Origin of the sequence: Chelativorans sp. J32 (assembly GCF_000518985.1) — a bacterium.
Taxonomy (GTDB): Bacteria; Pseudomonadota; Alphaproteobacteria; order Rhizobiales; family Rhizobiaceae; genus Chelativorans.
In genome coordinates this window covers 33,661-57,352 of record NZ_JAEQ01000010.1, presented here as the reverse complement: position 1 = coordinate 57,352, position 23,692 = coordinate 33,661, and the positions used below count along the sequence as shown (strand labels likewise).

Here is a 23,692-nt window from a genome sequence, read left to right as displayed (position 1 = left end):
TCCTTTCTGGTTGAGGCTAAAGGCCGAGGGAGCGCTTGCGCCCGAAGTCCCAATCTACGCCGCCATCATCGCGGGCTACGCCGGAGACGTGACGGCCGATCTGTTTTTCGAGAGAGGGCGACCAGGGCACGAGCTGGAAGCCGAGGCCGTCGTCGATCATGGCGAAGCGGCCGGAGGCGAGCGCGAAACGCTGGCGATAGGAGCCGGCGACATATTCGCCGCTGGCTGCGCGCTCGAAGGACATGCCGGTCTCGGTTGCGAGCTTCTCGCCGAGGTTGTCGAGTTCGCGTTGGCGCAAGGTGCTGAGCAGCCGGCGCGCGAAGACGACGCGACCGCCCTGCCGCTCGGCAAAGCCCTCGCCGATCAGATGTTCAGCGCGTTCGTCCAGAGCCTGACGGACCTCAGCGCCGAAACCGCTGTCCGACAGCGCGATCGGATCGCGGGCGATGGCCTGCCGGTCGAGCCAGGTCGCGCCCGAGGCGCCGACTTGCGCACCAAGATCGAGATCGGCGCGGACGGCGAGCGCGACGCGGCGCTGCCCCTGCGGGTCCTCCCAGGATCGCAACTCGACGATGGAACCGGGCGGACTGTCGCCGGCGGCGTCGAGATGCGGCAGCTTGATGTGATGGGTCCGCCCGTCGGTGCCGTCGACCACGGCATAAGCGGTGCCCTTCAACTCGTCGTCGAGGCCGCGCTCGACCAGGCGGCCGATGACGGGAACGTCAAGGCTTTCGCCGGCGAGGACATAGCTGGCCGAGCCGCGTTCGATGCCGCGTTCGGTCAGGGCACGGTGCATGCGCTTGATGATGTCGCCGCGCTCGCCCAGTTCACGCAGGACCGCTTCGGCTTCGGGCTTGATGAACCATTGCGAGAGGCCGATCTCTTCGGCAAGCCCGCGGATTTCAAGGGTTCGCAGCCGCCCCACCTTCAGAGTATGAAACTCGTCCGGCTGGCGGTCGGGAAGCGGGGCAAGGTCGATGATGCCGGACTTGCCGGCGTCGCGCACAAGCTGCCGGTCGAGCTGCGTCCAGCGTTCCGCCTCGACCTGCCGCTCCAGATTGCGGTGGATCTCCAGATCGGTGCGGGGCCCGAGTTCCTGCGTGACCAGATCCTGCGCACGGGCGCGCATGCCCTCCTTGATGTAGTCGCGGGAAATCACCAGGTCCTGGCCATCGTCGGTGCGGCCGCGCAGGATGATATGGATATGGGGATTGTCGGTGTTCCAGTGATCGACGGCGACCCAATCGAGGCGCGTGCCGAGATCCTTCTCCATCTGCCCCATCAGCTCGCGGGCGTGATCCTTCAGATTGGCCATGTCCACCGCGTCTTCGGGCGAGACGATGAAGCGGAAATGATGCCTGTCGTCCTGGCACTTTTCCGCGAAAGCGCCGACATCCATGTCGTCCCTTTCCGGGCCGAACATCCGCGCCTTTTCCCCGTCGCGGGTCACGCCATCGCGGCGCAGATAATTAAGGTGTGCGCCGAGCGGAGCCGAGCGTGCCGTTTGGCGAACCACGCGGGTCTTGATGACGGCGATGCGCGAGCGTCCGGTGAGAAGCCGGTTGGCCTGGATGCTGGCGCGCTGACCGCGCACGAAGCGTGAGCGGTTGCCCGAGGTGATCTTGCCGGAGCGCGAGACGCGTCCGCCGGCTTTCTGGGCGGCGGCGAGCGCCTGGGCGACAAAGGGCCTCGCCTGTTGCGCGCGGGTCGAGCGGATACGGCCCGGACGGATGCGGAACTCGTTGTCATCGGACATGGGGCGCCCCCGCACGGTGCAAATCATCAAGGAAAATCAGGAAGAGGAGCGCGCAGCGCACGGTGCGCGCCAGCGCCGCACGGTGCGGGACGCGCCGGAAACCTGAACAAAAACAACCGCCCGCCACAGCCGCACCGTGCGGCCTTTTATCTCGCCATCTTTCGGTCGTGGTGCCTGCCGCCACCCTCTGCGCCCTCCATGACACGCCAGCGCCCGATGGGATGCGAATTGCGGTGCCGCTGCTCATGGCCGGTCCCCACCGGCATCGCGGGCGACGAACAGCCCCTCCGACTGCAAGGCGGTGAGTGCGTCCGGTGCCGCCGGGACGAGCGAAGGGGCATCGTCCGGCGTGCGGTCGGGGGACGCGGGATCGGCAGCGGAAGCGCCGATTTCACGCGCGACGAAGAGCGCCGCCTCGCGCCAGTCGGGCGGCGGAGCGACCGTCGAGCCGCTGCCGGAAGGCCGCTCGCCGAGCAGGATCGGCGTCAAAGCAGCGACATAGGCGCGCGTCTCGGCAGGCAGCGGACGAGCCGTCGCGCGGTATTCATCGTAGCGACCGGGACCGGCATTGTAGGCCGCGAGCATCGCGGCAACATTGCCGTAGCGATCCCACATCTCGCGTAGGTAGGCGGTGCCCGCGAGGATGTTGTCGCGCGGCTCGAAGGGGTCGCGGCCGAGAGCATGGCGGATGCGCAGCTCCGCCCAAGTCGAGGGCATGACCTGCATCAGCCCCATCGCGCCGGCAGACGATATGGCGTGCATATTGCCCGCGCTTTCGACCTGCATCACGGCGATGATCCATGCCGCCGGGATGCCGAACCGCTGCGAAGCCTCTTCGATATGGGCGCCGTGCGGATGCACGGCGACGGCACGACCCATCACGGCGATCTGCGCCAGGCCGGGCAGCGGGGCAATGGCTGTGACGAACAGGCCGGAAAGAAGAAGGAGGAGGATGCGGCGGCGGGCGCCACATCTCCCCGAGGCGGGACGGATGCAGGACGTGACCATGATCACTCCTGCTCGTCGCGCTTCTTTTGGCGGGTCCAGTGCAAGCCCCAGTCGCGGCCGTCTTCGTCCGACTGGAACAGGCGGGCGCGGATCGGCTGCTGGAAAACTGGATCGTCGAGAAGCACGGAGACGAACGGTCCCGCGCGCTCGCCGGAATGTTTCCAGCGTGCGCCGACTTCCGGCCCATACTCATCGCCGAGATGGATGCGATAGGCAGGCGCCTTGTCGGCGTCCGCATTTTCCGACGGCGTAAAGGTCAGCTCGACGTCCAGCGAGAGCGTGCGGAGTCGCCCGGAATAGCCGGACGGGGTGCGGGTAAACTGGCCGATCTGTGCCATGGAAGGCTCCTTTCCTATGCGGTGGAGAAGACGCGGGACGGCTCAACGGCCCCGCTCTGGACGCGCTGTCACCGCATCGGCGCGCGCCAGACAAAGCGGCCCTCGCCGTCTTCGTCGGTGAAAAGCGGGATCGCGTGGCCGATCACCGCCGAGGCGGGGAACGGGCCGAAATAGCGGCCGTCGAGGCTGTCGCCGACGTCCGGGTTCATCAGGAACACTTCGCCCTCGGCGATGACGCGACAGCCCTGCCAGACCGGCAGGTCTCGGCCGAAGCTGTCGTGGTCGCGCGCCTCGCCGAGCGGAACGCCGTCGACGATAATGGCGCGGCCATCGCGGCACAGGCGCTGTCCGGGCAGGCCGAGAACGTGCTTCAGAAGCGGCACGTCGCGTGCGACGTAGCCGCGCTCGACCATAAACGAGGCGAAGGGTTCGGGTGGGATGACGGCGACCAGATCGGGCACCGCGATCCGGTCGTCGGGTGCGACAGTATAGAACCCGATCGGCACGCTGGCCGATGCGTTCCAGACCAGCCTTGGCGCAGTCGGAACGAATCCGGCAAAGGCGATCCCGAGCGTGGCAACCGTCGTCACCATGACATAGCGAAAGCGCGTCATGGGGCGATCTCCCGCCGCCAGAGCCATGCCTGATGACGCTCCGCGGTGTAGGGACGCGGCGCTTCGCCTGCGTTTATCCAGTGGGAGACGTGCCGCCAATGATCGGGATCGACTTGGGCCGGATCGACACCTATGGCCTCGATCCCGTCGACATGGCGAAGGACAGCCTCGACCTTCGGCCAGCCTTCGATCTTCAGCAGGATTTCGCCGCCTGGACGGACGAAGGGCAGCGTCTGATAGGACTGGCCCGGCGCAACCGCGCGCAGGATGTCGAGGCGCGAAATGATCGTGCCGTGGTCGTTCGCCGCCCAGCGGACGAACGCAAACACCGTGCCGGGATGGAAGAATACAACACGCCGGTTGCGATCGAGGATCTGCTCACCAGTCGCATGGCCGAATCTGATCCAGTATTCGGTCTTGCCTTCCACCCAGGTCAGTTCCGCGCGGGTCAGATCGCCGTCATGGGCGTCGATGCCGATCATGGGCGGTCTCCCCCTATGTCGGGAAACTCGCGCGCCAGCAGGTCGCGCAGCATGTCGGCGACGGTGATGCCGCGCTGGAAGGCCGCGATCTTGATGCGGCCGCGCAGCGCCGGCGTGATGTCCACGGTCAGCCGCGCCGAATAGGCGTCGGCGGTATCCGTGCGCTTTGGCGGCGCGTCGCCGGCCTTGATCCAGCTATCGGGATCGGCCGGGCGCGTAGCGAAGCAGCGCTTCTCGGTGCGCGCCGTCATGACGAAATTCCGTCATGGAATGGCAGCACGGTGGCGATGCGCGCCCGCGCGCACTCGGCCATGTCGGGGTCGATCTCGCAGCCGAGATAGCGCCGGCCGGAAAGCCGGCAGGCTTCCCCGGCCGCGCCGGAACCGGCGAACCAGTCGCCGACCAGGCCGCCTTCGGGGCAGCTCGTGCGGATCAGGATCTCCAGGAGCGCCGACGGCTTTTCGGTCGGATGGATGGCGCGGCCGTGGCAGTTGCGCAGGTAGATGACCGAGCGCATGAGGCGCGGCCCGCCGTCATGGCTGACATAATGGCCGGCGTCGATCTGGCCGGTATGGGGCGGGCGCTGCTTGCGCCGCACCGTGCGGGCCGTCGCGTCGGGCGTGGTCTGGACGTCGTTGTAGATGTCACGCCAAGCGGTCTCGGCGGGATAGAACTGGACGGCCAGTTCATGCACCCGCTTGAAGCGGTCGGCATGAAAGCCGGTGCCGTTCTGCTTTTCCCAGACGATCTCCTGCGCGATCCGCAAGCCGGCGTCAGTGAAGCGGTCGGCGGTCGCCATGAAGCTGCGCAGCGAGCCGAAGACCCAGAGCGAGCCGGTCGGCCTGAGGGCGGCGCGCGCCAGCACGACCCAGCCCTCGACGCGCCGATCCCAGGCGAGCGAAGTGTCGCCATAGGGCGGATCGGCGATGATCATGTCGTAGGGTGCGTGCCAGGGCATTTCTTCGCGGCAGTCGCCGGTAAGGATCGTCATGCCGATACCCTCCCGATCCCCAGCAGGCCGATCTCGGCGGCCAGGGCGGCAATCTCGCGCGCGGCGGGTGATCGGCGCCCGATCTCGCGGACGAGCCGCCCGGTCTGCGCGGCGTCGGCGAAGACGACGCGCTGGCCGATGGCGCTGGTGAGCACGGGAGGATCGTGGTCCGCCAGCGTCTCGGCGGTCTCGCGGGCGATGACGGTGCGGGCACCGCAGCGGTTGAGCACGAAGCGGGCAACGAGCTGGGGCCGGTAGATGCGCGCCTCCGCCAGGAGGGCGAGCATCTCCGCCGAAGCCCAGCCGTCGAACGGCGATGGCTGCACCGGGATCAGCACGAGATCGGCGGCGAGCAGCGCGGAGCGCATGAGGCCGGCGACGCGCGGTGGCCCGTCGATGACGATGCGATCGACATCGCGGGCGAGTTCGGGCGCTTCGCGATGCAGCGTGTCGCGGGCCAGGCCAACGGTGCCGAAGGCGCGTGGCAGGCCCTCACGCGCGCGTTGTTGCGACCAGTCGAGGGCGGAGCCTTGCGGATCGGCGTCGATCAGGGTGACGCGCTTGCCACCCTGAGCCAGTTCACCGGCAAGATGCAGCGCCAGCGTCGTCTTGCCGACACCGCCCTTCTGGTTGAGGAGCGCGATGATCATTTGCACCCCCCCGGCAGATCGAGAGGCAGGCGGGGTCTTTCTGCAGATTCAGGAGCCTCGGTTGCGCCTCGATCAGATGCCGGTCGAGGCGATGCCGGGGCGTCGGATGCCCTCTTCTTAGCGGCTCTACCAAGGCTTCTGGCGGTGTCGCGGATGAGGTTTTCCACATCGCGCGCGCGCTCTTCAAAGTTAGACTCTTTGTTAGACTCTAAGTTAAGGGCGCGATTTCCTGAATGGGTTCCGGGTGTTAAGCCCGGTTTCGGTTCCTGATAGCACGAGCCTCCGGTTCCCGATAGCACGATAGTCCGGGTTCCCGATAGCACGAGGCCATCCACAGGTTTTCCACAGGGCGCGAGCGGCTCGAAGGCCAGCTGCATTCGCCCGCCGACCTCGGCCTCGAGAAACAGCGAATAGCCCGGCAGCGGCTGGCGCCGGATGATGTCGCGCAACTCGAAGGCGAAGCGCTTGAACGGCGACAGGCTGCCGGATTTCTGGTGAAGGTGACGGAAATCGAACCGCCAGCCATCGCGCTGGCGGCCGCCGTGCTTGCGCACCAGGCGGTAGAGCCAGCGGTCGAGGCCGCCGGTGAGATCGAAATAGGTCCGGTCGATGGTCAGCACGAGCGCATCGTCGAGGACGGCCTGGTAGAACCAGTCCGGCACGATCATCTCGATGCCATCGGGTCTGCCGCTATGGTCGGTGCGTTCCTGCCATTCGTTGATCCAGGAGAAGCGATGCCGGCGCCCTTCGACCGGCTGGCGGATCGAGGTGGAAATCGTGGTCGATTGCAGCCGGTCGAGCGCCGCCTTCAGGCGCTGATAGTCGCGCAAGCCGGTGCCGCGCCCGACATAGGTGAGAATCTCGTAGGGCGTGGCGGCCATCAGCCGGGAGGTGCGAAGGCCGCTGTCGCGGGCTTCGACGATCTGGCTCGCCGCCCAGATCAGAATATCGGCGTCCCAGATCGTGGCCATGCCGTGATCGGGAACAGCCTCGACCCGGATGGAGACATTGCCGGCGGCGAAGTCGATGGGCGCGATGCGCTTCGACTTGGCGAGGGAGAAGAAGGGATAGGCCATGAGATCCTGCGCGTCTCGTGGCGCGAAATCGCCGGGGAGCGCCCGGAACAGGTCGAGCTGCCCGCGCTCAGAAAGGGATCGGCGTCGCACCGTCATGAAGGGAACCGGCTGCGATCAGCGGGCGTAACGACCGGCCTGCGGGCCGGACGGAAACGCATGACGCTTGGCGGGCAGCACGGAGCCGCGCGGATCGGAGGTGGAGGTCACCGCGCCGCGCTCGGTCCAGGCCTCAAGATCGTCGATGGCATAGACCACACGGCCGCCAAGCTTGCGATAGGCTGGCCCGGTTCCGTAGGTGCGGTGCTTTTCGAGGGTCCGGGCCGAGAGGCTGAGAAAGGTCGCGGCCTCCTTGGTCCGTAGAAAACGCGGCGGCAGGACGACGGGTTCATGTGGCATGATCGGGCCTCCGTGGGGTTGCAAGCGGCCGCTGCGGATCAGCGGCGGGCAATGACCACGGTGGCGCAGGAAGAGCGGCGAGTTGCAGGGCGAAGTTGGGGGGTATCGAAATCGCCCACCATCAGGGCAAAGGATCGCGTTATCGTGGGCGGCGATGACGCAGGAGTTTCCGATAACCGCCGGCGACCATGGAACGGGCGTCGCGCAGGAATGCCTTGATGGCATGACGGGCCGAGGACGCCTGCCATTCGTCCCGCTCAAGCCGGCCGGTGTTCAGAAGAACCCGCGCGATCTCCTGCTGCGTCGCGCCGGCCCGATGGCCATCGAAGGCCCGCAGCATCCGTCGGAGGCGCGCGCGTTGCTGGCGTGTCAGGCGCGTATCCGGCGGGATCGCGCGACCATGCAGGGCCGAAAGGAAGCGTTGAATGGCCTCGATCCGGTCGAAACCGGCGAGGCTGAGAGGGACGACGGCGACCGCGATCGCGTCCCCCATAATGGCGCCGTCGAAGATCTGGAGCTTCCGCCCATTGCCAAGCGGGACATGGAACTCCGCGCCAGCGTTCTCGACCGAGAAGTCGAGGCGCCAGTTCGGCGGAGCGCCGTCAGTGCTGTCGTCAAGTTCCGAAGGGGCTTCGGTCAGCACCACCACACTTGTGTCCTCCGCTGGGAGCCAGAAGACCGGCGCATCGGGTGGCGGGACCAGCGGATCGACAGGGAAATCGCAACCCCCAGCGCTGCCGGATCCGTTCGGTCAGCGGTTGGGGGTCTCCATGGTCGGCAATTGAGGCTTCAAAATCTGCGTCATAATCGTCATTGCGGCGCAGCCATTCCCAGGCCAGATCGGATGCCGTCAGTTCATCCAGATGGTCGTATTGCGCCGACGAACGCCAAGTCGATGCGTCAGGGGTCATCGCGGCCTCCCGGGTCTACTCAAACGAATTGAGAAGGGTCAGGATTCCCGCACGCGTTGAATTGAGGAAGTCAGGCGATGGTCAACAGGTGATGCGCGGCACGCATCACGCGTCAGGAATTGCGCTGGCTTTCGCGGACCAGTTCGCGGTAGCCGTGTTCGGTCATCCAATGCGCGCGAGCGAGATGAGTATCATGGATGGAGCGGCAGCGGTCGGGATCGCACTCTGGATCGAGGCCAAAGAGAACCTGCACAGCTTCGCGCCAATCGGCGCCATCACGCTCGGCATCGAGAAGGCGCATGTAGAGTTTCATATGCTCGCGATCATAAGACGTCAGCGTCTGGCTGGACGGTGGTGTGTCGAGATATGTCTGTGTCGCGCGGCCCATCATTCGCTCACGTTCGGGTAACGTATTTGTTAACCATCTTCGGCGGAAGATAGCCATTCCTTTTGACGAGAACCTGACATCACGCTGGCCGCTGTTTCACCGTTTGTCGGTGTTGACCGTATCGTGTTGCAGCAACACGCCCTCGCCCTTATCCGTCGACAAGAAAACGATCCCGGCCGCTTCGAGAGCGCGGCGCACCTGGTCGCGGGTGGACTCGAACACCTCGAGCCCGCTTTGGGATTCGAGGCGTTTGAGTGCGGTCAATGCGACCTGGGCCTTGTCGGCGAGCGTCTCCTGTGTCCATCCCAGTAACGCGCGCGCAGCCCGAGATTGGCGAGCGGTGATCATACATGATCACCTCCCACCGGGATACGCACGCACTCCAGAACTACGACTTCTCTATTCGGACCAACCCAGTAGCGAGAGACCCGTCACTCTCGAGCGGACATTTTACATACTATAGTTGATAAACTCATAGTATGTAAATCGCGATCTTCCTGCGCATGGACATGCGCAAACTGGTCGGCCGGAACTTCGCCCGCCTGCGTCGGGAGAAGGGCCTGACTCAGGAAGAGGTCGAAGCACGTTCCGGCTTCAGCCAGCAATATCTCAGCAGCCTCGAACGTGGGCGGAGGAATCCGACCGTGATTACGCTGTATGAACTCGCCCAGGCCCTCGGCGTCAGCCACGTCGATCTGGTCGAGCCCGACGACGAGGTTTGAGCGGCACACCCGCGAGGATCATGCTTCTCTTCGTGGTCGGTACAAGACCGCCACAGGATGGGATCAGAGGAACCGGCGGGACAATCTAAATTGCGACATCACCTCGGCATCGGCCTTGGCGGTCAAGTCGTATTTGCGCGCTCGCCGTTCCCCGTCCCCTCACGGGAAGTGCCTCGATCGAGCAGCAACCCGATCGAATCTTTATGCCGATGGAGTTGCGCCTTCCGGCCGCTGGCCCCAGTTGAATTCCGTTCCGTCGATCCACATGCGATGGAGGATCACAGCGATTTTCCGCGCCAACGCGATGATTGCCTTCTTGTGGCCTCGGCGTCGCGAGATCTGTGCACCCCATGCCTTGAGCGCCGACCACCGTTTCACGCGCGTCAGCAGCACTTGCGCGGCCTCATAGAGGAGGCTTCGCATCATCTCATCGCCCCATCTCGATATCCGTCCGTTGCGATCGACTTCGCCGGATTGTAGCTTGCGTGGTGTCAGTCCAAAGTGGGCGCCGACAGTGCGTGAGCGCGTGAAGCGGGCCGGAACATCGACCGTCGCCCGGAACGTCAGTGCGACAAGAGGACCGACGCCGGGAACGGTCATGAACCGGCGTGTCACTTCATCCTGGCGGGCTAACCGGACAAGCATGTCATCCAACCGGCCAAATTGCTCTCGCAACCCGCGCCGCGCCAGCAGCAAAGCGTCGGCCACGGTGTGCAGGTCCGTGTCAGCGATCAACTCGCGCACCCGAGACTCGAAGTCGCGAGCAGTCACCTTGCCGAGGTGATAGCCGAAGTTTCGGATGAGGCCGCGGATTTCGTTTTCGACGTCCTGCAGCTTGTTCCGCAGGAGTTGCCGCGCGGTGAGGATGGTGCGGAGACGCTGGCTGTTGGGCGTTTTCACATGCACCGGCTTGAACAGTCCGACGCGCATCATCTGCGCAATCCCGCGCGCATCGTGCCGGTCTGTCTTGTTGAGTTGCGCCGCCAGCGCTGCTTTCATGTGTCGGGTTTCGACGCAGACAACCGGAATGTTGGCTTCCGCCAACGACCCATAGATATGCTGTGACAACATCCCCGCCTCGAGACCGACGCGGACGATCGGAAACTGAAGTGACAGGATATGCTGAGCGATCTCTTCCGGATCGGAGAAAAGCTTGCGTTCATGCACCACGTTGCCATCGTGATCGACGACGCAGAGATTGACACTGCGGGCCGAGACATCCAGCCCGATATAATAGCTTTGAGACATTCCGAATCCCCTTCTTCGAATCAAGGACCGGCAGTTCTCATAACCAATCTTCGGACGGTTTTGTAAACTACGACTATTTCAGTCGTTCCTGGCATGTTCGCTGGAACGATAGCGCCGGCTGCAAGCGGCTCCGGAGTTCCTGACGTCACGGCCACTGCCACGCGCTGAGATCTTCGTTCATGGGGATACCCGGGCACTTGCTTGCAAGGTAGATCCAGGATCGTCACACCTGGGGGGAAAATCATCCTTGGAAGCGTCTGTCCCCGAGCGAATGTATGGCGCAGAGATATTCTCGTTGCATCTGGAGTTGCTCGCGCCAGAATCGGCCGAGCGGCTGGGGGAGGTCGTTCCGGCTCGCAGCATTACTGTGGCTGCGCGCCGGAACGGGATGCAAATGACCTCATGGCATCGCCGCCTGCAACGTGATCGAGCTTTTCGAGTAGGTGCCGGAACATGTCTTCGGATCCGGTAGGCAATGCAAAGGCGGGATGCCTTTGCAGCTGTCGGGTAATCTCTCTCCGATGCCCGCGCCAATTGCGCGCGACACCTCAAAATTCGTGTCCCGTCTCATCTGCATCCGTATCCCTTCTCGTCATGATACGAAACAAAGCATGCCAAATTCCGTTCCCGCAAAGTTCTGTGGTGCGAGGGCACGGCTTGCTGGTGCACGGTTCCACGCGTCATCGAAACGCGCTGCTAACGTGTCAGAAGTATTCAAGATTGGTTTGGAGAGAAGAGTGAAATGGTTCGACCAGCGCACACGGATGAAGACAAAACGTCGCTTTGCTGAGGGACGGAAGCAAAGCGGAATGAGCGGTCATTGGCACGTTGATGGCCGAATGACGTGTTCGGGGCGTAGGCAGATCGGCTACTTCTGGATAGGCCGGGGAAGCAGGCCTGCTGTATGCCCCTGACACAGACAAAACCTCGGCTGCCCATTTCAAGCGGGGCGCCTGCAGGGCTCTTGAACAACCAATCAACTGAACTAAATCGTCTTCTGCCGGATGCCCATTCGGGGCCGGCATGTCGTGTGAATGCGAGAGAGCAGTCGGCGACAAAGGACTTGTATCCATGTTGCTCAAAGGAGGATGTGGCTATGAGAACCACTTTCGATTTCACTCCCCTGTTCCGGTCAAGCATCGGCTTCGACCGAATGCTGAGCGCGCTCGAAGCCGCGAGCCGCGTCGAGACCATCGACAACTGGCCTCCCTATGACATCGCCAAGACTGGCGAGGACGACTACCGCATCACCATGGCGGTGGCCGGCTTCAGCCAGGACGAGCTGACCATCACGCAGGAGCAGAACATGCTCATGGTGTCCGGTCAGAAGGCTGGTGAGGACAACGGTCAGTATCTGCATCGCGGCATCGCCGGACGCGCTTTCCAGCGCCGCTTCGAGCTGGCCGACCATGTAAAGGTCGTGGGCGCGAGCCTCGTCAACGGTCTACTGAAGATAGATCTCAAGCGCGAGGTTCCCGAAGAGATGAAGCCGCGCCGGATCGAGATCGCGGCGGGCGAGTCGCTCCCCAAGGTCGAGACCAAGCAGATCGAAGCCGAAAAGCAGGCCGCCTAAGGCCGTCCCCATCGCAACTCGCGCACCCGGCGCCGGGCAATCCGTTCGGCGCCGACGGGGAAGCTTTGCAATCCAGTGAACCGGAAGGAGAAAAACAATGAGTGTTCGTGATCTGATTCCGTGGGGCCGAAACAACGGAAACCAGCCCCCGAGCCTCTTCCGCGATGGCGAGCGTGATCCGTTCCTGTCGCTGCATCGTGAGGTGAACCGGCTGTTCGATGATGTCTTCCGTGGCTTCGGTTCCAGCCTGCCATCCTTCGGTGGTGTCTCCGCTTTCGGCGGGAGTTGGCCAAACGTCGAAATCTCCGACGGCGAGAAGGAGATCAAGGTGACGGCCGAGGTGCCGGGGCTCGAGGAGGAGGACATCGAAGTCCTGCTCAACGACGGCGTGCTGACACTGCGTGGCGAAAAGCGCTCCGAGACGGAGGACAAGGACAGGCAGTTCTCCGAGCGCTTCTATGGCCGTTTCGAGCGCCGTATCCCGCTCGGCTACGAGCTCCAGGAAGACAAGGTCGATGCACGTTTCAGGAATGGTGTGCTGACGGTGACCTTACCAAAGAGCGAGAAGGCGCAGTCGCGGGTCAAGCGCATCGCTATCAAGAGCTGACGCATGGCAGGCCGGCGGCGGGCCATTCGGCCGCCGCCGGCGCATCCTTCGCCAACCAGGGAGGGATGAACGATGGAGATTGTAGGACAGATAGAGCAAACGCCGAAAACGCAGGTTCCGCCGAGTTGGCCGTGCAACGACAACCGGCACAGGCCTCTTTCGATGGCAAGTTCATTTTTTCCGGAGGACGCGGTCGCGCGCATCTACAAACCATCCCGCTCGGTAATGTCCTCCGGCAAGGCGCGCACGAAGGGCTGGCGCCTCGCCTTCGAGCGGCGCACCGCGCCTTTTATCGAGCCGCTTATGGGCTATACGGGCGGCGACGATACGCTGACCCAGGTCGAGCTCAGTTTTCCGTCATTGGAAACCGCGATCAACTACGCCGAACGGCAGGGACTGACCTATGTGGTCCAAGCTCCGGACGCACAGATTGCTGCAGACCGCCGGCCAGCCGATGAAGCGCCTGTGCATGACGGAAGGCGGATGCACGCCTTCTCCGACGCGACCTTGGACCGGCTCGGCCTTTCGGCTCTTCAGGAAAGCTATGGGCGCGCGCTCGATAGCGCGGCGAACCGCAACGATCCGCCTGGTCCGGAAAGCTGGGCAACGCCCATGGGCGTGGTCGATGATCCAACGCTGACGCTGGAGGCCAAGCGTTCGATCCTTATGAACTGGGCCTTGACGGAGTATCTGATCGACCAGGCCACCAACGAGGGCATGCCTGAAAACAACCGGCCATCGCGCCTCGACGAGGTCGAACAGGCGCTGCTCGCACTCGAACGAGGAGTTGCGGCCGATCGGAATGATTCAGGCGCACGAAAGGCAGCGTGAGGTGCAGCGATGGACCCGCATGTCGTCTTCGATTGCCAGAAGGCTTTGCCGAACAGGTTTGCACTGACGCTTGCCGCCGCCGCGCGCACCCGGGCGCTCGGCCGGGGCGCTGAGCCAAGGCTCGATGCGGACAATGGCAGTGTGACCGATCTTGCGCTGCATGAGATTGCAGCCGGCGTGTTTACGCGCAACGAGCTTGCACCGTTTCTGCTCGATCCGGGCGGAAGGCGTTCTCTTCCTCCTCCCGGTCCGGGTTCCAGGCTTCGCGGCGGCGGTTGCGGAAGCGCCGCTGCCGCACCCGCCTCCCGTCAGCGGGAGACGGTTCATTGATGACGCAACCAACCGACAGTGAGGAATGAACGATGCTAAAGTCTCTGAACTCCGACAACCGGACCGCTTTCGATATCGTCAATATCGTCGCCGGTCTCGGTCTTCTGCTGTCACCTTGGTATCTCGGCTATTCGGCCGAAACCTATGCCGCGTGGAATGCCTGGGTCGTCGGCGCCGCCGTGACGCTGATCGGGGTCGCCGCGCTCTTCGCGTTCCATCAGGTAGAGGGATGGGCCAACGTTGCGCTCGGCCTTTGGGCCGTGATCGCGCCTTGGGCATTGGGCTTCTCGGCCGTGACGGCCGCGATGGCGGCGCATGTCATTGCCGGCCTCATCGCCGCGGCCCTGGCCGCAGTCAGCCTGTGGCTCGGCAGCAACCAGCCATATTCGACAGCTTGACGTCAAAAATGGCCCGGCCGTGCGCCGGGCCTATTCGCACTCTCCGTCTGACCTCAGGCGGAAAGGAGGACATCAGCCGACTGGTCAAAAACGGAGATCGCTCATGTTCAGGAGTGTCATAACCCTGCGTCCGGCCATCATCACATTCTGCGCGGCCCTCGCCTTCGCGGGACTGCCGTCCGCGGCCATTGGGCAGGCCGTGCCGGGCGTTGCGGGAGCGCTTCCCACCCTTGCCCCCGTGCTCGAACGGGTGACGCCAGCCGTGGTCAACATCTCGGTCGTCTCGGAGACGCCCGCGGCATCCAATCCGCTTTACAACGATCCGTACTTCCGACGTTTCTTCGATCTTCCCGAAGCGCCGCCCCCGCGGCAGCGCATGAGCGCCGGTTCCGGCGTGATCGTCGACGCGGCCAATGGCCATGTGCTCACCAACCATCACGTGGTTTCCAACGCCCGCGAGATCACGGTCACGCTGAAGGACGGGCGTCGCCTGCGCGCCGAGCTTGTCGGTTCGGACCAGGCGACGGACATCGCTCTCCTCAAGGTCGAGAGCAGCAATCTCGTCGCGCTGGAGATCGGCGATTCCAACCGCCTCAAGGTCGGCGACTATGTGGTCGCCATCGGCAATCCCTTCGGCCTCGGCCAGACGGTCACCTCCGGCATCGTCAGCGCGCTTGGCCGCAGCGGCATCAGCAATGACGGCTATGAGGATTTCATCCAGACCGATGCCTCCATCAATCCCGGAAACTCGGGCGGCGCCCTGGTGACGCTGGACGGCAGGCTCATCGGCATCAACACGGCGATCCTCACCCCAGCAGGCGGCAACATCGGTATCGGATTCGCGGTGCCCAGCAACATGGCGGTTTCCGTCATGAACCAGTTGATCGAGCACGGCGAGGTGCGGCGCGGCAGGCTGGGCATCGGCATACAAGACCTCACACCCGATCTCGCGGAGGCGCTCCAGCTCGGCGAGCTGCGAGGGGCTGTGATCGCCAATGTCGAGCCCGGCTCGCCAGCCGAGCGGGCCGGCTTGCAGGTGGGAGACGTGGTCACCGCGATCGACGGGCATCCCGTTCAGGGAGCGACGGACCTCAGGAACCGCATCGGCCTCACCCCGGTCGGCAGCACGATCGGCCTGACGATCAGACGCGGGGACAGCGAGCAGGTCGTCAGCGCCAAGATCGCCGCGGAGACCGGCACGTCGGCCGATCTGTCCGGCACGCCGCTCGATGGCGCCCGGATGCGGGATGCTTCCCCGCCCGAGGCGCAGCAGGCCGGAGCCGACGGTGTAGTCATCGAGAGCATTCTGCCCGACAGCCCCGCAGCACGGGCTGGCCTGCGTCCCGGAGACATGATCGTGGCGGTCAACAGGTCGCCGGTCTCTTCCGTGGCGGATTTGCGCGGCGCGATTGCGGGCCAGCGCACCATACTGGCGCTGGAGCTGATCCGCGACGGCGGCCGTCTCCTGCTAGTCGTGAGGTGAACGGGAGCTGCGACCATGGAAATGAACAAGAAAACCCAGTTCAACATCGGGTACTGGATCGCGGCCTTCTTCGCGCTGATGCTGTTTCAGTATCTCTTCACAACGGCCACGCAGGTGGCGCAGATCCCCTACAGCCAGTTCCAGACCTATCTCGAACAGGGCCGGATCGCCGAGGTCGCTGTTTCCGACCGCTTCATCCAAGGCACCTTCAGGGAGCCGGTGAATGGACGGCCGATGTTCATCACCACCCGCGTCGAGCCCGATCTGGCGCGTCAGCTTCAGGAGCACGGCGTGGTGGTCACCGGCCAGATCGAAAGCACTTTCCTTCGCGATCTTCTGTCCTGGATCATCCCAGTGGCCCTCATCGTCGGCATCTGGATGTTCATGATCCGGCGCATGGGCGGCGGCATCGGCGGCGGGCTGATGCAGATCGGAAAGTCGAAGGCGAAAATCTACGTGCAGTCCGACACCGGCGTCACCTTCAAGGACGTGGCCGGCGTGGACGAGGCCAAGGAAGAGCTGAAAGAGATCGTCGATTTCCTGAAGGATCCCCAAGGCTATGGCCGCCTTGGAGGGCGGATGCCCAAAGGCGTTTTGCTCGTCGGCCCGCCCGGCACCGGCAAGACCCTGCTCGCCAAGGCCGTCGCGGGAGAGGCCGGCGTGCCATTCTTCTCCATCTCCGGATCGGAGTTCGTGGAGATGTTCGTCGGCGTTGGCGCCGCTCGCGTGCGCGACCTGTTCGAGCAGGCGCGCGCCAAGGCGCCGGCCATCATCTTCATCGACGAGCTCGACGCGCTCGGCCGCGCCCGCGGCATCGGCCCGATGGCGGGCGGCCACGACGAGAAAGAGCAGACGCTCAACCAGTTGCTCGTCGAGCTCGACGGTTTCGACTCCTCCACTGGTCTCGTGCTGTTGGCCGCGACCAACCGGCCGGAAATCCTCGACCCGGCGCTGCTACGCGCCGGCCGCTTCGACCGTCAGGTTTTGGTCGACCGGCCCGACAAGCAGGGTCGCGTCCAGATCCTGAGTGTCCATCTGAAGAAGGCCAAGCTCTCGCCGGACGTCGAGCCGGAGAAAATCGCGGCACTAACTCCCGGATTCACGGGAGCGGACCTCGCCAACCTCGTTAACGAGGCCACGTTGCTCGCCACCCGCCGCAAGGCGGAATCCGTGACAATGGAAGATTTCAACAATGCGGTGGAGCGCATCGTGGCCGGGCTCGAGAAGCGCAACCGGCTGCTCAACCCGAAGGAACGCGAGATCGTGGCCTATCACGAGATGGGGCATGCCCTGGTGGCGATGGCGCTGCCGGGCGTCGATCCGGTCCACAAGGTCTCGATCATCCCGCGCGGCATCGGCGCGCTGGGCTACACCATCCAGAGGCCGACCGAGGACCGATTCCTGATGACTCTTGAAGAACTGCAAAACAAGATGGCGGTACTTCTTGGTGGTCGCGCGGCGGAGAAGATTGCCTTCGGCCACCTCTCAACCGGAGCCGCAGACGATCTGGCGAAGGTCACCGACATCGCCCGAGCTATCGTCACGCGCTATGGCATGTCCGAGAAGCTCGGCCATATCGCGCTGGAGAAGGACCGGCGCTCCTTCCTGGCCACCGACCAGCCCTATTACGGTCCACAGGAACGCAGCTATTCCGATGAAACGGCCGCCGCGGTGGACGCGGAGGTACGCCGGATCGTCGACGAGACGTTCGACAGGACCGTCGCGCTGCTTTCCGAACGCCGCGATTTGCTGGAACGAACTGCCCGCCGTCTACTGGAAAAGGAGACGCTTGACGAAGCGGAACTCCGCGCGCTGGTCGACGTTGATGCGCCGGCGCGTGAGGTGGTTCCATCCGGCTGAGGACGTAGCGTGGATCTGCCAAACCTGCATCGCGACGACTTGCCGCAGCTTCGAGAGCTTGCAAGCTTGGTGCTTGCACCAGCTTTCACGCCCCAATATCAACTATTTCACGACAGTTGCTAAGGGTTTGAATGAGCGTATTGTCTGGGGACGCAGTCATCGTGCCTACTGGCGTGCCGGGCCTGGACGACATCCTGGCAGGTGGCTATGCCGCCAACCGTGCTCACCTCATCGAGGGTCAGCCAGGTTCCGGAAAGACCACGATCGGCATCCAGTTTCTGCTCGAAGGCCTGCGCAGCAGCGAAAGGTGTCTTTACATCACGCTATCCGAAAGCAAGCGTGAGCTGCTGGCCGTAGCCGAGCGACACGGCTGGGATCTCTCCGGCCTCGAAATCTACGAGCTCATCCCGCCCGAACTGAGCCTCGATCCGAGCAACCAGCAGACACTGATCCATTCCTCCGAGCTGGAACTCGGGGAGACGGTGCGCATGGTCCTGGCAGAGGCCGAGCGGGTCAAGCCCACCCGCGTGGTCTTCGACAGCCTCTCGGAAATCCGCCTGTTGTCACAGGGCTCCCTGCGCTACCGGCGGCAGGTGCTGGCGCTGAAGAATTTCTTCCTGCTCCATAATACGACAGTTCTCCTGCTCGACGATCTCGCGGCCGGACCTGACGACCTCAATCTTCACAGCTTGGCCCACGCCATCATCCGGCTGGAGCAACTGGCGCCCATCTATGGTGTGGAGCGGCGGCGTGTCCGGGTCATCAAAATGCGTGGAACGCATTTCCGCGGCGGGTATCACGACCTCATCATTCGGCGCGGCGGGGTGCAAGTGTTTCCTCGCCTCGTCGCCCAGGAGCACCAGCGCGCCTTCGACTCGGAACCCGCCTCCAGCGCACTGCCGGAGCTCGACGCGTTGCTCGGCGGCGGACTAGACCGCGGCACTACGACGCTGATCGCCGGCCCCTCCGGTTCGGGCAAGTCGTCGCTGGCGCTCGCATTCGCTTACGCTGCGCTGAAGCGCGGCGAGCATGCCCTTTTCGTCAATTTCGACGAGACGCGGCACGTCTTCTTCCGCAGGGCGGCCGGCCTCGGAATGGACCTCCAGCCCTTCCACGACGCCGGCGCGCTTGTGGCGGAGCACGTGGACCCTGCGGAGCTGTCGCCGGGCGAACTCGTCGGCAGGATCCGCAACGCGGTCGAGGGACACGACGCCCGGGTGGTCGTGATCGACTCCCTCAGCGGATACATGAACGCGATGCCCGAGGAGCAGTTCCTGCTGCTGCAGATGCACGAGCTGGCGACCTATCTCAACCAACAGGGCGTGGTGAGCATCCTTATCCTCGCGCAGAGCGGCATGGTAGGGCAGATGCATTCGCCGCTCGACCTGACCTATCTTAGCGACGCCGTGCTGATGCTGCGCTTCTTCGAGGCCGGCGGCCGCATTCGGCGCGCCGCCTCGGCGATCAAGAAGCGCACCGGTCCGCATGAAAGCACCATCCGCGAGTTCATGATCGACGCCGGCGGCATCCGGGTAGGCGAGGCGCTGACCACGTTCCGCGGGTGCTAACCGGCGTCCCGGCATATGAAGGCGACGACCAGACACTCATCAGGCAACGCGATGCCGCCGGATAGCGGGCGCGTCCTGCTTCTCACGCCCGAGGGCCGCGATGCAGAGGTAGCCTCCGCTATCTTGCGCAACGTGGGCATTACCTCGCGCGCCGTCCGGGTTATCCCGGAACTCATCGAACACCTGCCGGAGGCCAGCTGTGCTGTGGTCTCGGCGGAAGGGCTCCTCCGCGCGGACCGGCAGGAATTGGCGGCATGGATCAACTCGCAGCCGCCGTGGTCCGACTTCCCCTTCGTCCTCCTCACCTTCCGCGGTGCGGCCCCCGATCCGCGCCTGGTCGAGCTGCTCGGCAACGTCACCATCCTCGAGCGGCCGTTCCACCCCAACGTGCTGGTCAATGCCGTGCGCTCGGCGGCGCGGGCGCGCCGGCGCCAGCGCGAGGCCGAGCTTTACCTGGACGAACGCCGGCGCTCTGAGGAGCACAAGGAAATCCTGATCCGCGAGCTGCATCACCGTGTTAAAAACATGCTCGCCACCGTGCAGGCGCTGATCCGGGCGCCGACGACCGCCGTGGGCAGCGTCGCCGAGTTCCGGGACATCCTCTCGGCGCGCCTCCAGTCGCTGGCCCAGACCCACGACCTGCTGCTTGCTGGTGATTGGCAGGCCGTGCCGCTCAGGGAGATTCTGCGGGGCGAGCTCAGTCCGTTCGGCGACGGCATGCGTATTCAGCTCGAAGGCCCGGAAGTGGAATTGCCGCCCGATCTCGCCCTGGCGCTTGGGATGGCGTTTCACGAGTTAGCGACGAACGCCGCCAAATATGGCGCCCTGTCGACCCCAGCCGGTCGGCTCGAGGTCAACTGGGAAATACGAGCAGACGACACCGAACTGGAACTCGCTCTGCGCTGGGTCGAGCGCGACGGTCCTTCCGTAACGCAGCCTGGCCGGCAAGGCTTCGGAACCAAGCTGATCCAGCGTATGCTGGGTAGTCGCAAGGGAGCAGGCTTTTCCTTTGATTTTCAGCCGTCTGGATTGGAGTTCGGCCTGACCCTGTCTCTGGAGCAACAGCCTTCGGCTGGCATCGCCGGAGTCCCGGCCAGGATACCTGCGGTCGGACCTCTCGGGGCGTAGGATCATTCCGTTGGCTCGGATAGACCGCCCGCTTCCGCAGGAGACGAGTATGCCTGAGCATCTGCTCTGTGCCGCAAGAAGCCTCATTGCTCGTGGTTTCTACATGTCTGCTTACAGGAAGCGGCAAAGACGTCCACAACGGTCAGGAGGGGGCACAATGCGGTCATTCGTGAAGCGTGGCGGGAACGACTGACCAAGGCTCGAAGCTGCCATCCGGGAGCGACCGAATACCCCATCTATAATAGTCGTTCTCGCTGTGAGCACCAGCCGAAATTCAGGTGCAATTATCAAGGATAGAGAGACGACGCTCCCGTCCATGCCCGTCTGATTCGGTCGCCGGACCTTGCCAGAAGCGGCGGGCGCGATCCGGTGAAGCAGGAGGGAAACCCGGCGGCTTGCGCCGCCGGGCCTCGGGTTCCCGATCAGAACGGAATGTCATCGTCGTCGATGAACTTGCCGTCGTCGTTCTGGGTCTGCTTCGCCCGGCTCAGGAAATCGACCGTCTCGGCGATGATCTCGCAGCCGTAGCGATCGACCCCGGCGGCATCGGTCCATTTCGTGTAGTGGATGCGGCCGCGAACCAGAACCTTCATGCCCTTGTCGCAATGCTGCTGGACCGTCTTGCCGAGGCCGTTGAAGCAGGTGATGCGGTGCCATTCGGTGTCCTGGACCCGATAGCCGTTCTCGTCGCGCAGGACGCGGCCTTCCGAATAGCGGGGGCGCGAGGTGGCCAGGGTGAAGTGGGTGATGCCGGTGCCGCCCTGGGTGGTGCGGGTTTCGGGGGCCTGGCCGATGTTGCCGGCGAGGATGACGATGTTCTGCATTGTAGGTCTCCGTTGCTCCTCGGAGGGACCGTCCCTCCGACGAGACCCGGCCAAGGCCGTCGGAAGACTCCTGCAACTGCCGCCCTTGCTGCAGCTTGCCCCCAAGGCCCCAGGTGGGGCGGGCAGCCGCGTTTGCGCGGCAACACGGCTGGGAGCCGCGGGGGTTGCTGGTGGAAGCCGAACGGACTTAGGGGATCAGTCAGGCGGAGGGATGGTGCTTTCGAAAGCAGATCGGGGACGCACAGCAGAACCATCGTCCTTGCTGGCGACAGCGACCAGGCAGGCCCCCATGCGAACCGAGACCACCGGCATGGCACTCCTTCAACCGTCTTTGCCGGTCACCGTCGTGTCCGCCGCCGGAAGGCCATGTCATCCGCGATGTGATCGGACAGGCTATCGGGTTCTCAGGTCCGGTATGGCGCCGCCCTGCTTCATCGGCCAAAGGCTCGGTCCCTCAGCATCGTGAAGGGACAAGGAAGGTGTTCGCGAAGGCCCCACGAAACGACGTGGACCGATGCAGCGGGGCATCGACCGCACGGGACCACGGTTCGCACCGCAGACCATTTCAAGCGCCGCGAGAAGCAGACCGGGTGCGATGGTGACATGCTGCGACGAACTGCTTTTCCGTCTTGGGCGAAACGACCGGGGCTCGGCGGCGCAAGCTGCCGGCCTTCCTCAGAAGTGGCTGATCGCGTCTGCCGTTTCAGCGCGAGAACACCGACTCGCCGAGGGCGTTCAGATTGACGATGGCCGAGATGCCGAGGACGAGACCGCCCATGCCGCCGAACAGGTTGAGAACCAGCCCCGAGTCGATGGCGTTCTTGGTGATGCCATAGACAAGGGCATAGCCGGCGATGACGGCGGGCACGGCGAAGAGAGCGAGCGCAATGAGCCGCAGGGCCGGGTTCTTCGCGAAGCCAAGAGTCACGATCACAAGCGCGATCGAGAGCACGGCGGCGCCGATGGCCATGAGGCCGGACATCACGACCCCGGCGCCCGCGCCCCAGGCATATTGCGCGGCCGTGATGGCTGCCATGACGGGCAAGGCATAGATCGCGAGATTCCAGGCGATCACGCAGGCCGCGATGGTGAGCGAGATGGCGAGCAGGATCAGCGTCATGGAAACCTCCAGAGAACGGTTGGGGATCACGACAGGCTGCCGGGAGATGCGCTCCGCCTGCGACTATGCTGCTTCGCCGGTTCTGCAAGGATGTTCCATCAAAGGCGCGGCCTTGCATCTTGTCAAGTATCGGCGGCCGAAAGCCGCCAGGCGGCGGCGCTTACGCGCCGCCGTCGAACTTCATGACCGGGATGCCGAGCTTGCGGGCCTTGTCGGCGAGATTCTCCTGAATCCCGGTGCCGGGGAAGACGAGGACGCCGACCGGCAGCACGTCCAGCATGGCATCGTTTCGCTTGAACGGCGCCGCCTTGGCGTGCTTGGTCCAGTCGGGCCGGAAGGCGACCTGGGGCACCTTGCGGTGATCTGCCCAACGGGAAGCGATCAGTTCGGCTCCCTTCGGCGACCCGCCGTGCAGCAGCACCATCTCGGGGTGCTTGGCATGGACCTGATCGAGCTTCGCCCAGATCAGGCGGTGATCGTTGAAGTCCGCGCCGCCAGTCACGGCAACCTTCGGGCCGGCGGGCAGCATCACCTCGGTCTCGGCCCGGCGCTTCGCGGCAAGGAAGTCGCGGCTGTCGATCATCGCGGCGGTCAGGTTGCGATGGTTGACCATCGAGCCGCTGCGCGGCCGCCAGGCACTGCCGGTGTGGTGCTCGAAAGCCTCGGCCGCGAGGTCGCGGAAGAGTTCCATGCTGGCGCGCCGTTCGATCAGGGTCTGCCCCTCGGCCGTGAGGCGTTCGAGTTCGACCGACTTGACCTCGCTGCCGTCCTGTTCCCGCTGAAGCCGGCGCTGCGCCTGCTCGTTGTCGTCGAGATCGCGCTCCACCCGGCCGGTGGCGCGGTGGAAGAGATTGACGGTCCCCCAGAGCAGCTCTTCGAGGTCGGGCTCTAAGCGGGTGTCGCCGAGCGTCGCGACGAGGGCGTCGAAGATGTCGGTGACGGCGGCGGCGACGGTGTTGCCCTCGGGCAGCGGCCTCGGATCGGGTTCGTCCTGGAACGGGCGCCAGCCGTAGAGCTGGAGTTCGGTGAGGGTGTGATCGGTCTGGGAGGAGGTGTGGACCGGCTCGTCGCCTGCGGAATAGGTTTCGTTCGTCATCGGGAGCGTCCTTCGTCTGGAGACCGCGCCCATCGCGGCCTTCGCAGGCGTCGAAGCGCACGGGCGGGACGGGTTGGCAGCCCTCGCCCGCTCCGCGAGGGCCTTGATGGCCGGGGGTGGGCTATTTTGACTTTCGCGATGCAAAGGCGGGGTTCGTCCCCGCCGGCGGAAAATAGTCCAAACCCGGCCATTGCCTGCCCGGCCCGTTTGTGCGCCGATCGCCCTCTCCGAAGGCCGTGGGCGCGGGACTCTCCGACGATGGATGCACCTGCCGATGGCGAAAGACTGAAACCG

27 protein-coding genes and 1 pseudogene are annotated in these 23,692 nt (G+C 64.5%); 10 read left to right on the top strand and 18 right to left on the bottom strand.

The features are described 5' to 3' along the window. Positions 1-16: 16 nt before the first annotated feature. The 14 genes from CHEJ32_RS0114075 to CHEJ32_RS0114010 all read right to left on the bottom strand — a co-directional run bounded on the left by CHEJ32_RS0114075 (position 17) and on the right by CHEJ32_RS0114010 (position 8,958). On the bottom strand, positions 17-1,756 hold the full coding sequence (locus CHEJ32_RS0114075; protein ID WP_028034397.1) for a VirD2 family relaxase/mobilization nuclease: 1,740 nt from the start codon (positions 1,754-1,756) through the stop codon (positions 17-19). A gap of 243 nt (positions 1,757-1,999) precedes the next feature. Then, on the bottom strand, positions 2,000-2,764 hold the full coding sequence (locus CHEJ32_RS0114065) for a lytic transglycosylase domain-containing protein (protein WP_012092634.1): 765 nt from the start codon (positions 2,762-2,764) through the stop codon (positions 2,000-2,002). Positions 2,765-2,766: 2 nt separating this feature from the next. Beyond that, a complete protein-coding gene (locus tag CHEJ32_RS0114060; RefSeq protein ID WP_028034396.1) occupies positions 2,767-3,102 on the bottom strand; it encodes a DUF736 domain-containing protein in 336 nt (111 codons plus the stop codon). A 68-nt stretch (positions 3,103-3,170) separates the two neighbouring features. Continuing rightward, the gene (locus CHEJ32_RS0114055) at positions 3,171-3,716 is read right to left on the bottom strand and encodes a S26 family signal peptidase (protein WP_012092632.1); all 546 of its coding nucleotides are present in this window, start codon (positions 3,714-3,716) and stop codon (positions 3,171-3,173) included. Beyond that, entirely contained in the window at positions 3,713-4,198 is a 486-nt protein-coding gene (locus tag CHEJ32_RS0114050; protein WP_012092631.1) for a DUF2840 domain-containing protein, read from the bottom strand. Before CHEJ32_RS0114050 ends, CHEJ32_RS0114055 begins: the two co-directional genes overlap by 4 nt. Next, positions 4,195-4,449, bottom strand: a complete 255-nt coding sequence (locus tag CHEJ32_RS0114045; RefSeq protein WP_012092630.1) for a hypothetical protein — start codon at positions 4,447-4,449, stop codon at positions 4,195-4,197. Before CHEJ32_RS0114045 ends, CHEJ32_RS0114050 begins: the two co-directional genes overlap by 4 nt. Beyond that, positions 4,446-5,189 (bottom strand): site-specific DNA-methyltransferase, encoded by a 744-nt coding sequence (locus CHEJ32_RS0114040; RefSeq protein ID WP_012092629.1) that lies wholly within the window; start codon positions 5,187-5,189, stop codon positions 4,446-4,448. The genes CHEJ32_RS0114045 and CHEJ32_RS0114040 overlap by 4 nt, the downstream gene beginning before the upstream one ends. Then, complete coding sequence (gene parA / locus CHEJ32_RS0114035; RefSeq protein WP_012092628.1) at positions 5,186-5,839, bottom strand: ParA family partition ATPase; 654 nt, start codon at positions 5,837-5,839, stop codon at positions 5,186-5,188. The genes CHEJ32_RS0114040 and parA overlap by 4 nt, the downstream gene beginning before the upstream one ends. After that, positions 5,836-7,011, bottom strand: coding sequence for a replication initiator protein A (locus CHEJ32_RS0114030; RefSeq protein WP_028034395.1), 1,176 nt, complete (start codon positions 7,009-7,011; stop codon positions 5,836-5,838). Before CHEJ32_RS0114030 ends, parA begins: the two co-directional genes overlap by 4 nt. Positions 7,012-7,029: 18 nt before the next feature. After that, a complete protein-coding gene (locus CHEJ32_RS0114025; RefSeq protein ID WP_012092626.1) occupies positions 7,030-7,311 on the bottom strand; it encodes an AlpA family transcriptional regulator in 282 nt (93 codons plus the stop codon). 139 nt (positions 7,312-7,450) lie between these two features. Beyond that, positions 7,451-7,960: a DUF2285 domain-containing protein gene (locus CHEJ32_RS26790; RefSeq protein WP_034658490.1), complete on the bottom strand. Its 510-nt coding sequence runs from the start codon at positions 7,958-7,960 to the stop codon at positions 7,451-7,453. Then, the gene (locus CHEJ32_RS27750) at positions 7,926-8,222 is read right to left on the bottom strand and encodes a transcriptional regulator domain-containing protein (RefSeq protein WP_012092624.1); all 297 of its coding nucleotides are present in this window, start codon (positions 8,220-8,222) and stop codon (positions 7,926-7,928) included. The genes CHEJ32_RS26790 and CHEJ32_RS27750 overlap by 35 nt, the downstream gene beginning before the upstream one ends. Before the next feature lie 112 nt (positions 8,223-8,334). Next, the gene (locus CHEJ32_RS0114015; protein WP_012092623.1) at positions 8,335-8,613 is read right to left on the bottom strand and encodes a DNA -binding domain-containing protein; all 279 of its coding nucleotides are present in this window, start codon (positions 8,611-8,613) and stop codon (positions 8,335-8,337) included. 93 nt (positions 8,614-8,706) lie between these two features. After that, on the bottom strand, positions 8,707-8,958 hold the full coding sequence (locus CHEJ32_RS0114010; protein WP_012092622.1) for a helix-turn-helix transcriptional regulator: 252 nt from the start codon (positions 8,956-8,958) through the stop codon (positions 8,707-8,709). A gap of 155 nt (positions 8,959-9,113) precedes the next feature. Between CHEJ32_RS0114010 and CHEJ32_RS0114005 the strand changes: the two genes are divergently transcribed. Then, positions 9,114-9,332, top strand: coding sequence for a helix-turn-helix domain-containing protein (locus tag CHEJ32_RS0114005; protein ID WP_028034392.1), 219 nt, complete (start codon positions 9,114-9,116; stop codon positions 9,330-9,332). Between the two features lie 201 nt (positions 9,333-9,533). On the opposite strand, the gene CHEJ32_RS0114000 is transcribed toward CHEJ32_RS0114005, so the two are convergent. After that, entirely contained in the window at positions 9,534-10,580 is a 1,047-nt protein-coding gene (locus CHEJ32_RS0114000; RefSeq protein ID WP_028034391.1) for an IS110 family transposase, read from the bottom strand. 1,096 nt (positions 10,581-11,676) lie between these two features. Between CHEJ32_RS0114000 and CHEJ32_RS0113995 the strand changes: the two genes are divergently transcribed. From CHEJ32_RS0113995 to CHEJ32_RS24865, 9 genes and pseudogenes are all read left to right on the top strand, one after another. Next, positions 11,677-12,153, top strand: a complete 477-nt coding sequence (locus tag CHEJ32_RS0113995; protein ID WP_028034390.1) for an Hsp20 family protein — start codon at positions 11,677-11,679, stop codon at positions 12,151-12,153. A gap of 97 nt (positions 12,154-12,250) precedes the next feature. Further along, positions 12,251-12,760: an Hsp20/alpha crystallin family protein gene (locus tag CHEJ32_RS0113990; RefSeq protein WP_028034389.1), complete on the top strand. Its 510-nt coding sequence runs from the start codon at positions 12,251-12,253 to the stop codon at positions 12,758-12,760. A 72-nt stretch (positions 12,761-12,832) separates the two neighbouring features. Continuing rightward, the gene (locus tag CHEJ32_RS0113985) at positions 12,833-13,591 is read left to right on the top strand and encodes an ETC complex I subunit (RefSeq protein ID WP_028034388.1); all 759 of its coding nucleotides are present in this window, start codon (positions 12,833-12,835) and stop codon (positions 13,589-13,591) included. Between the two features lie 9 nt (positions 13,592-13,600). After that, positions 13,601-13,921, top strand: a complete 321-nt coding sequence (locus CHEJ32_RS0113980) for a DNA-directed RNA polymerase subunit omega (protein ID WP_028034387.1) — start codon at positions 13,601-13,603, stop codon at positions 13,919-13,921. Between the two features lie 32 nt (positions 13,922-13,953). Next, on the top strand, positions 13,954-14,319 hold the full coding sequence (locus tag CHEJ32_RS0113975; protein WP_028034386.1) for an SPW repeat protein: 366 nt from the start codon (positions 13,954-13,956) through the stop codon (positions 14,317-14,319). A gap of 103 nt (positions 14,320-14,422) precedes the next feature. Further along, positions 14,423-15,802: a DegQ family serine endoprotease gene (locus CHEJ32_RS0113970; RefSeq protein ID WP_028034385.1), complete on the top strand. Its 1,380-nt coding sequence runs from the start codon at positions 14,423-14,425 to the stop codon at positions 15,800-15,802. Between the two features lie 15 nt (positions 15,803-15,817). Then, complete coding sequence (ftsH, locus tag CHEJ32_RS0113965) at positions 15,818-17,662, top strand: ATP-dependent zinc metalloprotease FtsH (protein WP_186441447.1); 1,845 nt, start codon at positions 15,818-15,820, stop codon at positions 17,660-17,662. Between the two features lie 131 nt (positions 17,663-17,793). After that, a pseudogene (locus CHEJ32_RS24870) lies at positions 17,794-19,295 on the top strand (ATPase domain-containing protein). Further along, positions 19,246-20,358, top strand: a complete 1,113-nt coding sequence (locus CHEJ32_RS24865; protein ID WP_245261106.1) for a sensor histidine kinase — start codon at positions 19,246-19,248, stop codon at positions 20,356-20,358. Before CHEJ32_RS24870 ends, CHEJ32_RS24865 begins: the two are co-directional and overlap by 50 nt. A 422-nt stretch (positions 20,359-20,780) precedes the next feature. Here CHEJ32_RS24865 and CHEJ32_RS0113950 read toward each other — a convergent pair whose 3' ends face one another. The 3 genes from CHEJ32_RS0113950 to CHEJ32_RS0113940 all read right to left on the bottom strand — a co-directional run bounded on the left by CHEJ32_RS0113950 (position 20,781) and on the right by CHEJ32_RS0113940 (position 23,398). Further along, positions 20,781-21,182: a single-stranded DNA-binding protein gene (locus tag CHEJ32_RS0113950; RefSeq protein ID WP_012092621.1), complete on the bottom strand. Its 402-nt coding sequence runs from the start codon at positions 21,180-21,182 to the stop codon at positions 20,781-20,783. Positions 21,183-21,885: 703 nt separating this feature from the next. After that, positions 21,886-22,302 (bottom strand): hypothetical protein, encoded by a 417-nt coding sequence (locus tag CHEJ32_RS0113945; protein WP_012092620.1) that lies wholly within the window; start codon positions 22,300-22,302, stop codon positions 21,886-21,888. A gap of 160 nt (positions 22,303-22,462) precedes the next feature. Next, positions 22,463-23,398 carry a DUF2493 domain-containing protein gene (locus tag CHEJ32_RS0113940; RefSeq protein WP_012092619.1) on the bottom strand — a complete coding sequence of 312 codons (936 nt, stop codon included), beginning with the start codon at positions 23,396-23,398 and terminating at the stop codon, positions 22,463-22,465. Between the last annotated feature and the right edge of the window lie 294 nt (positions 23,399-23,692).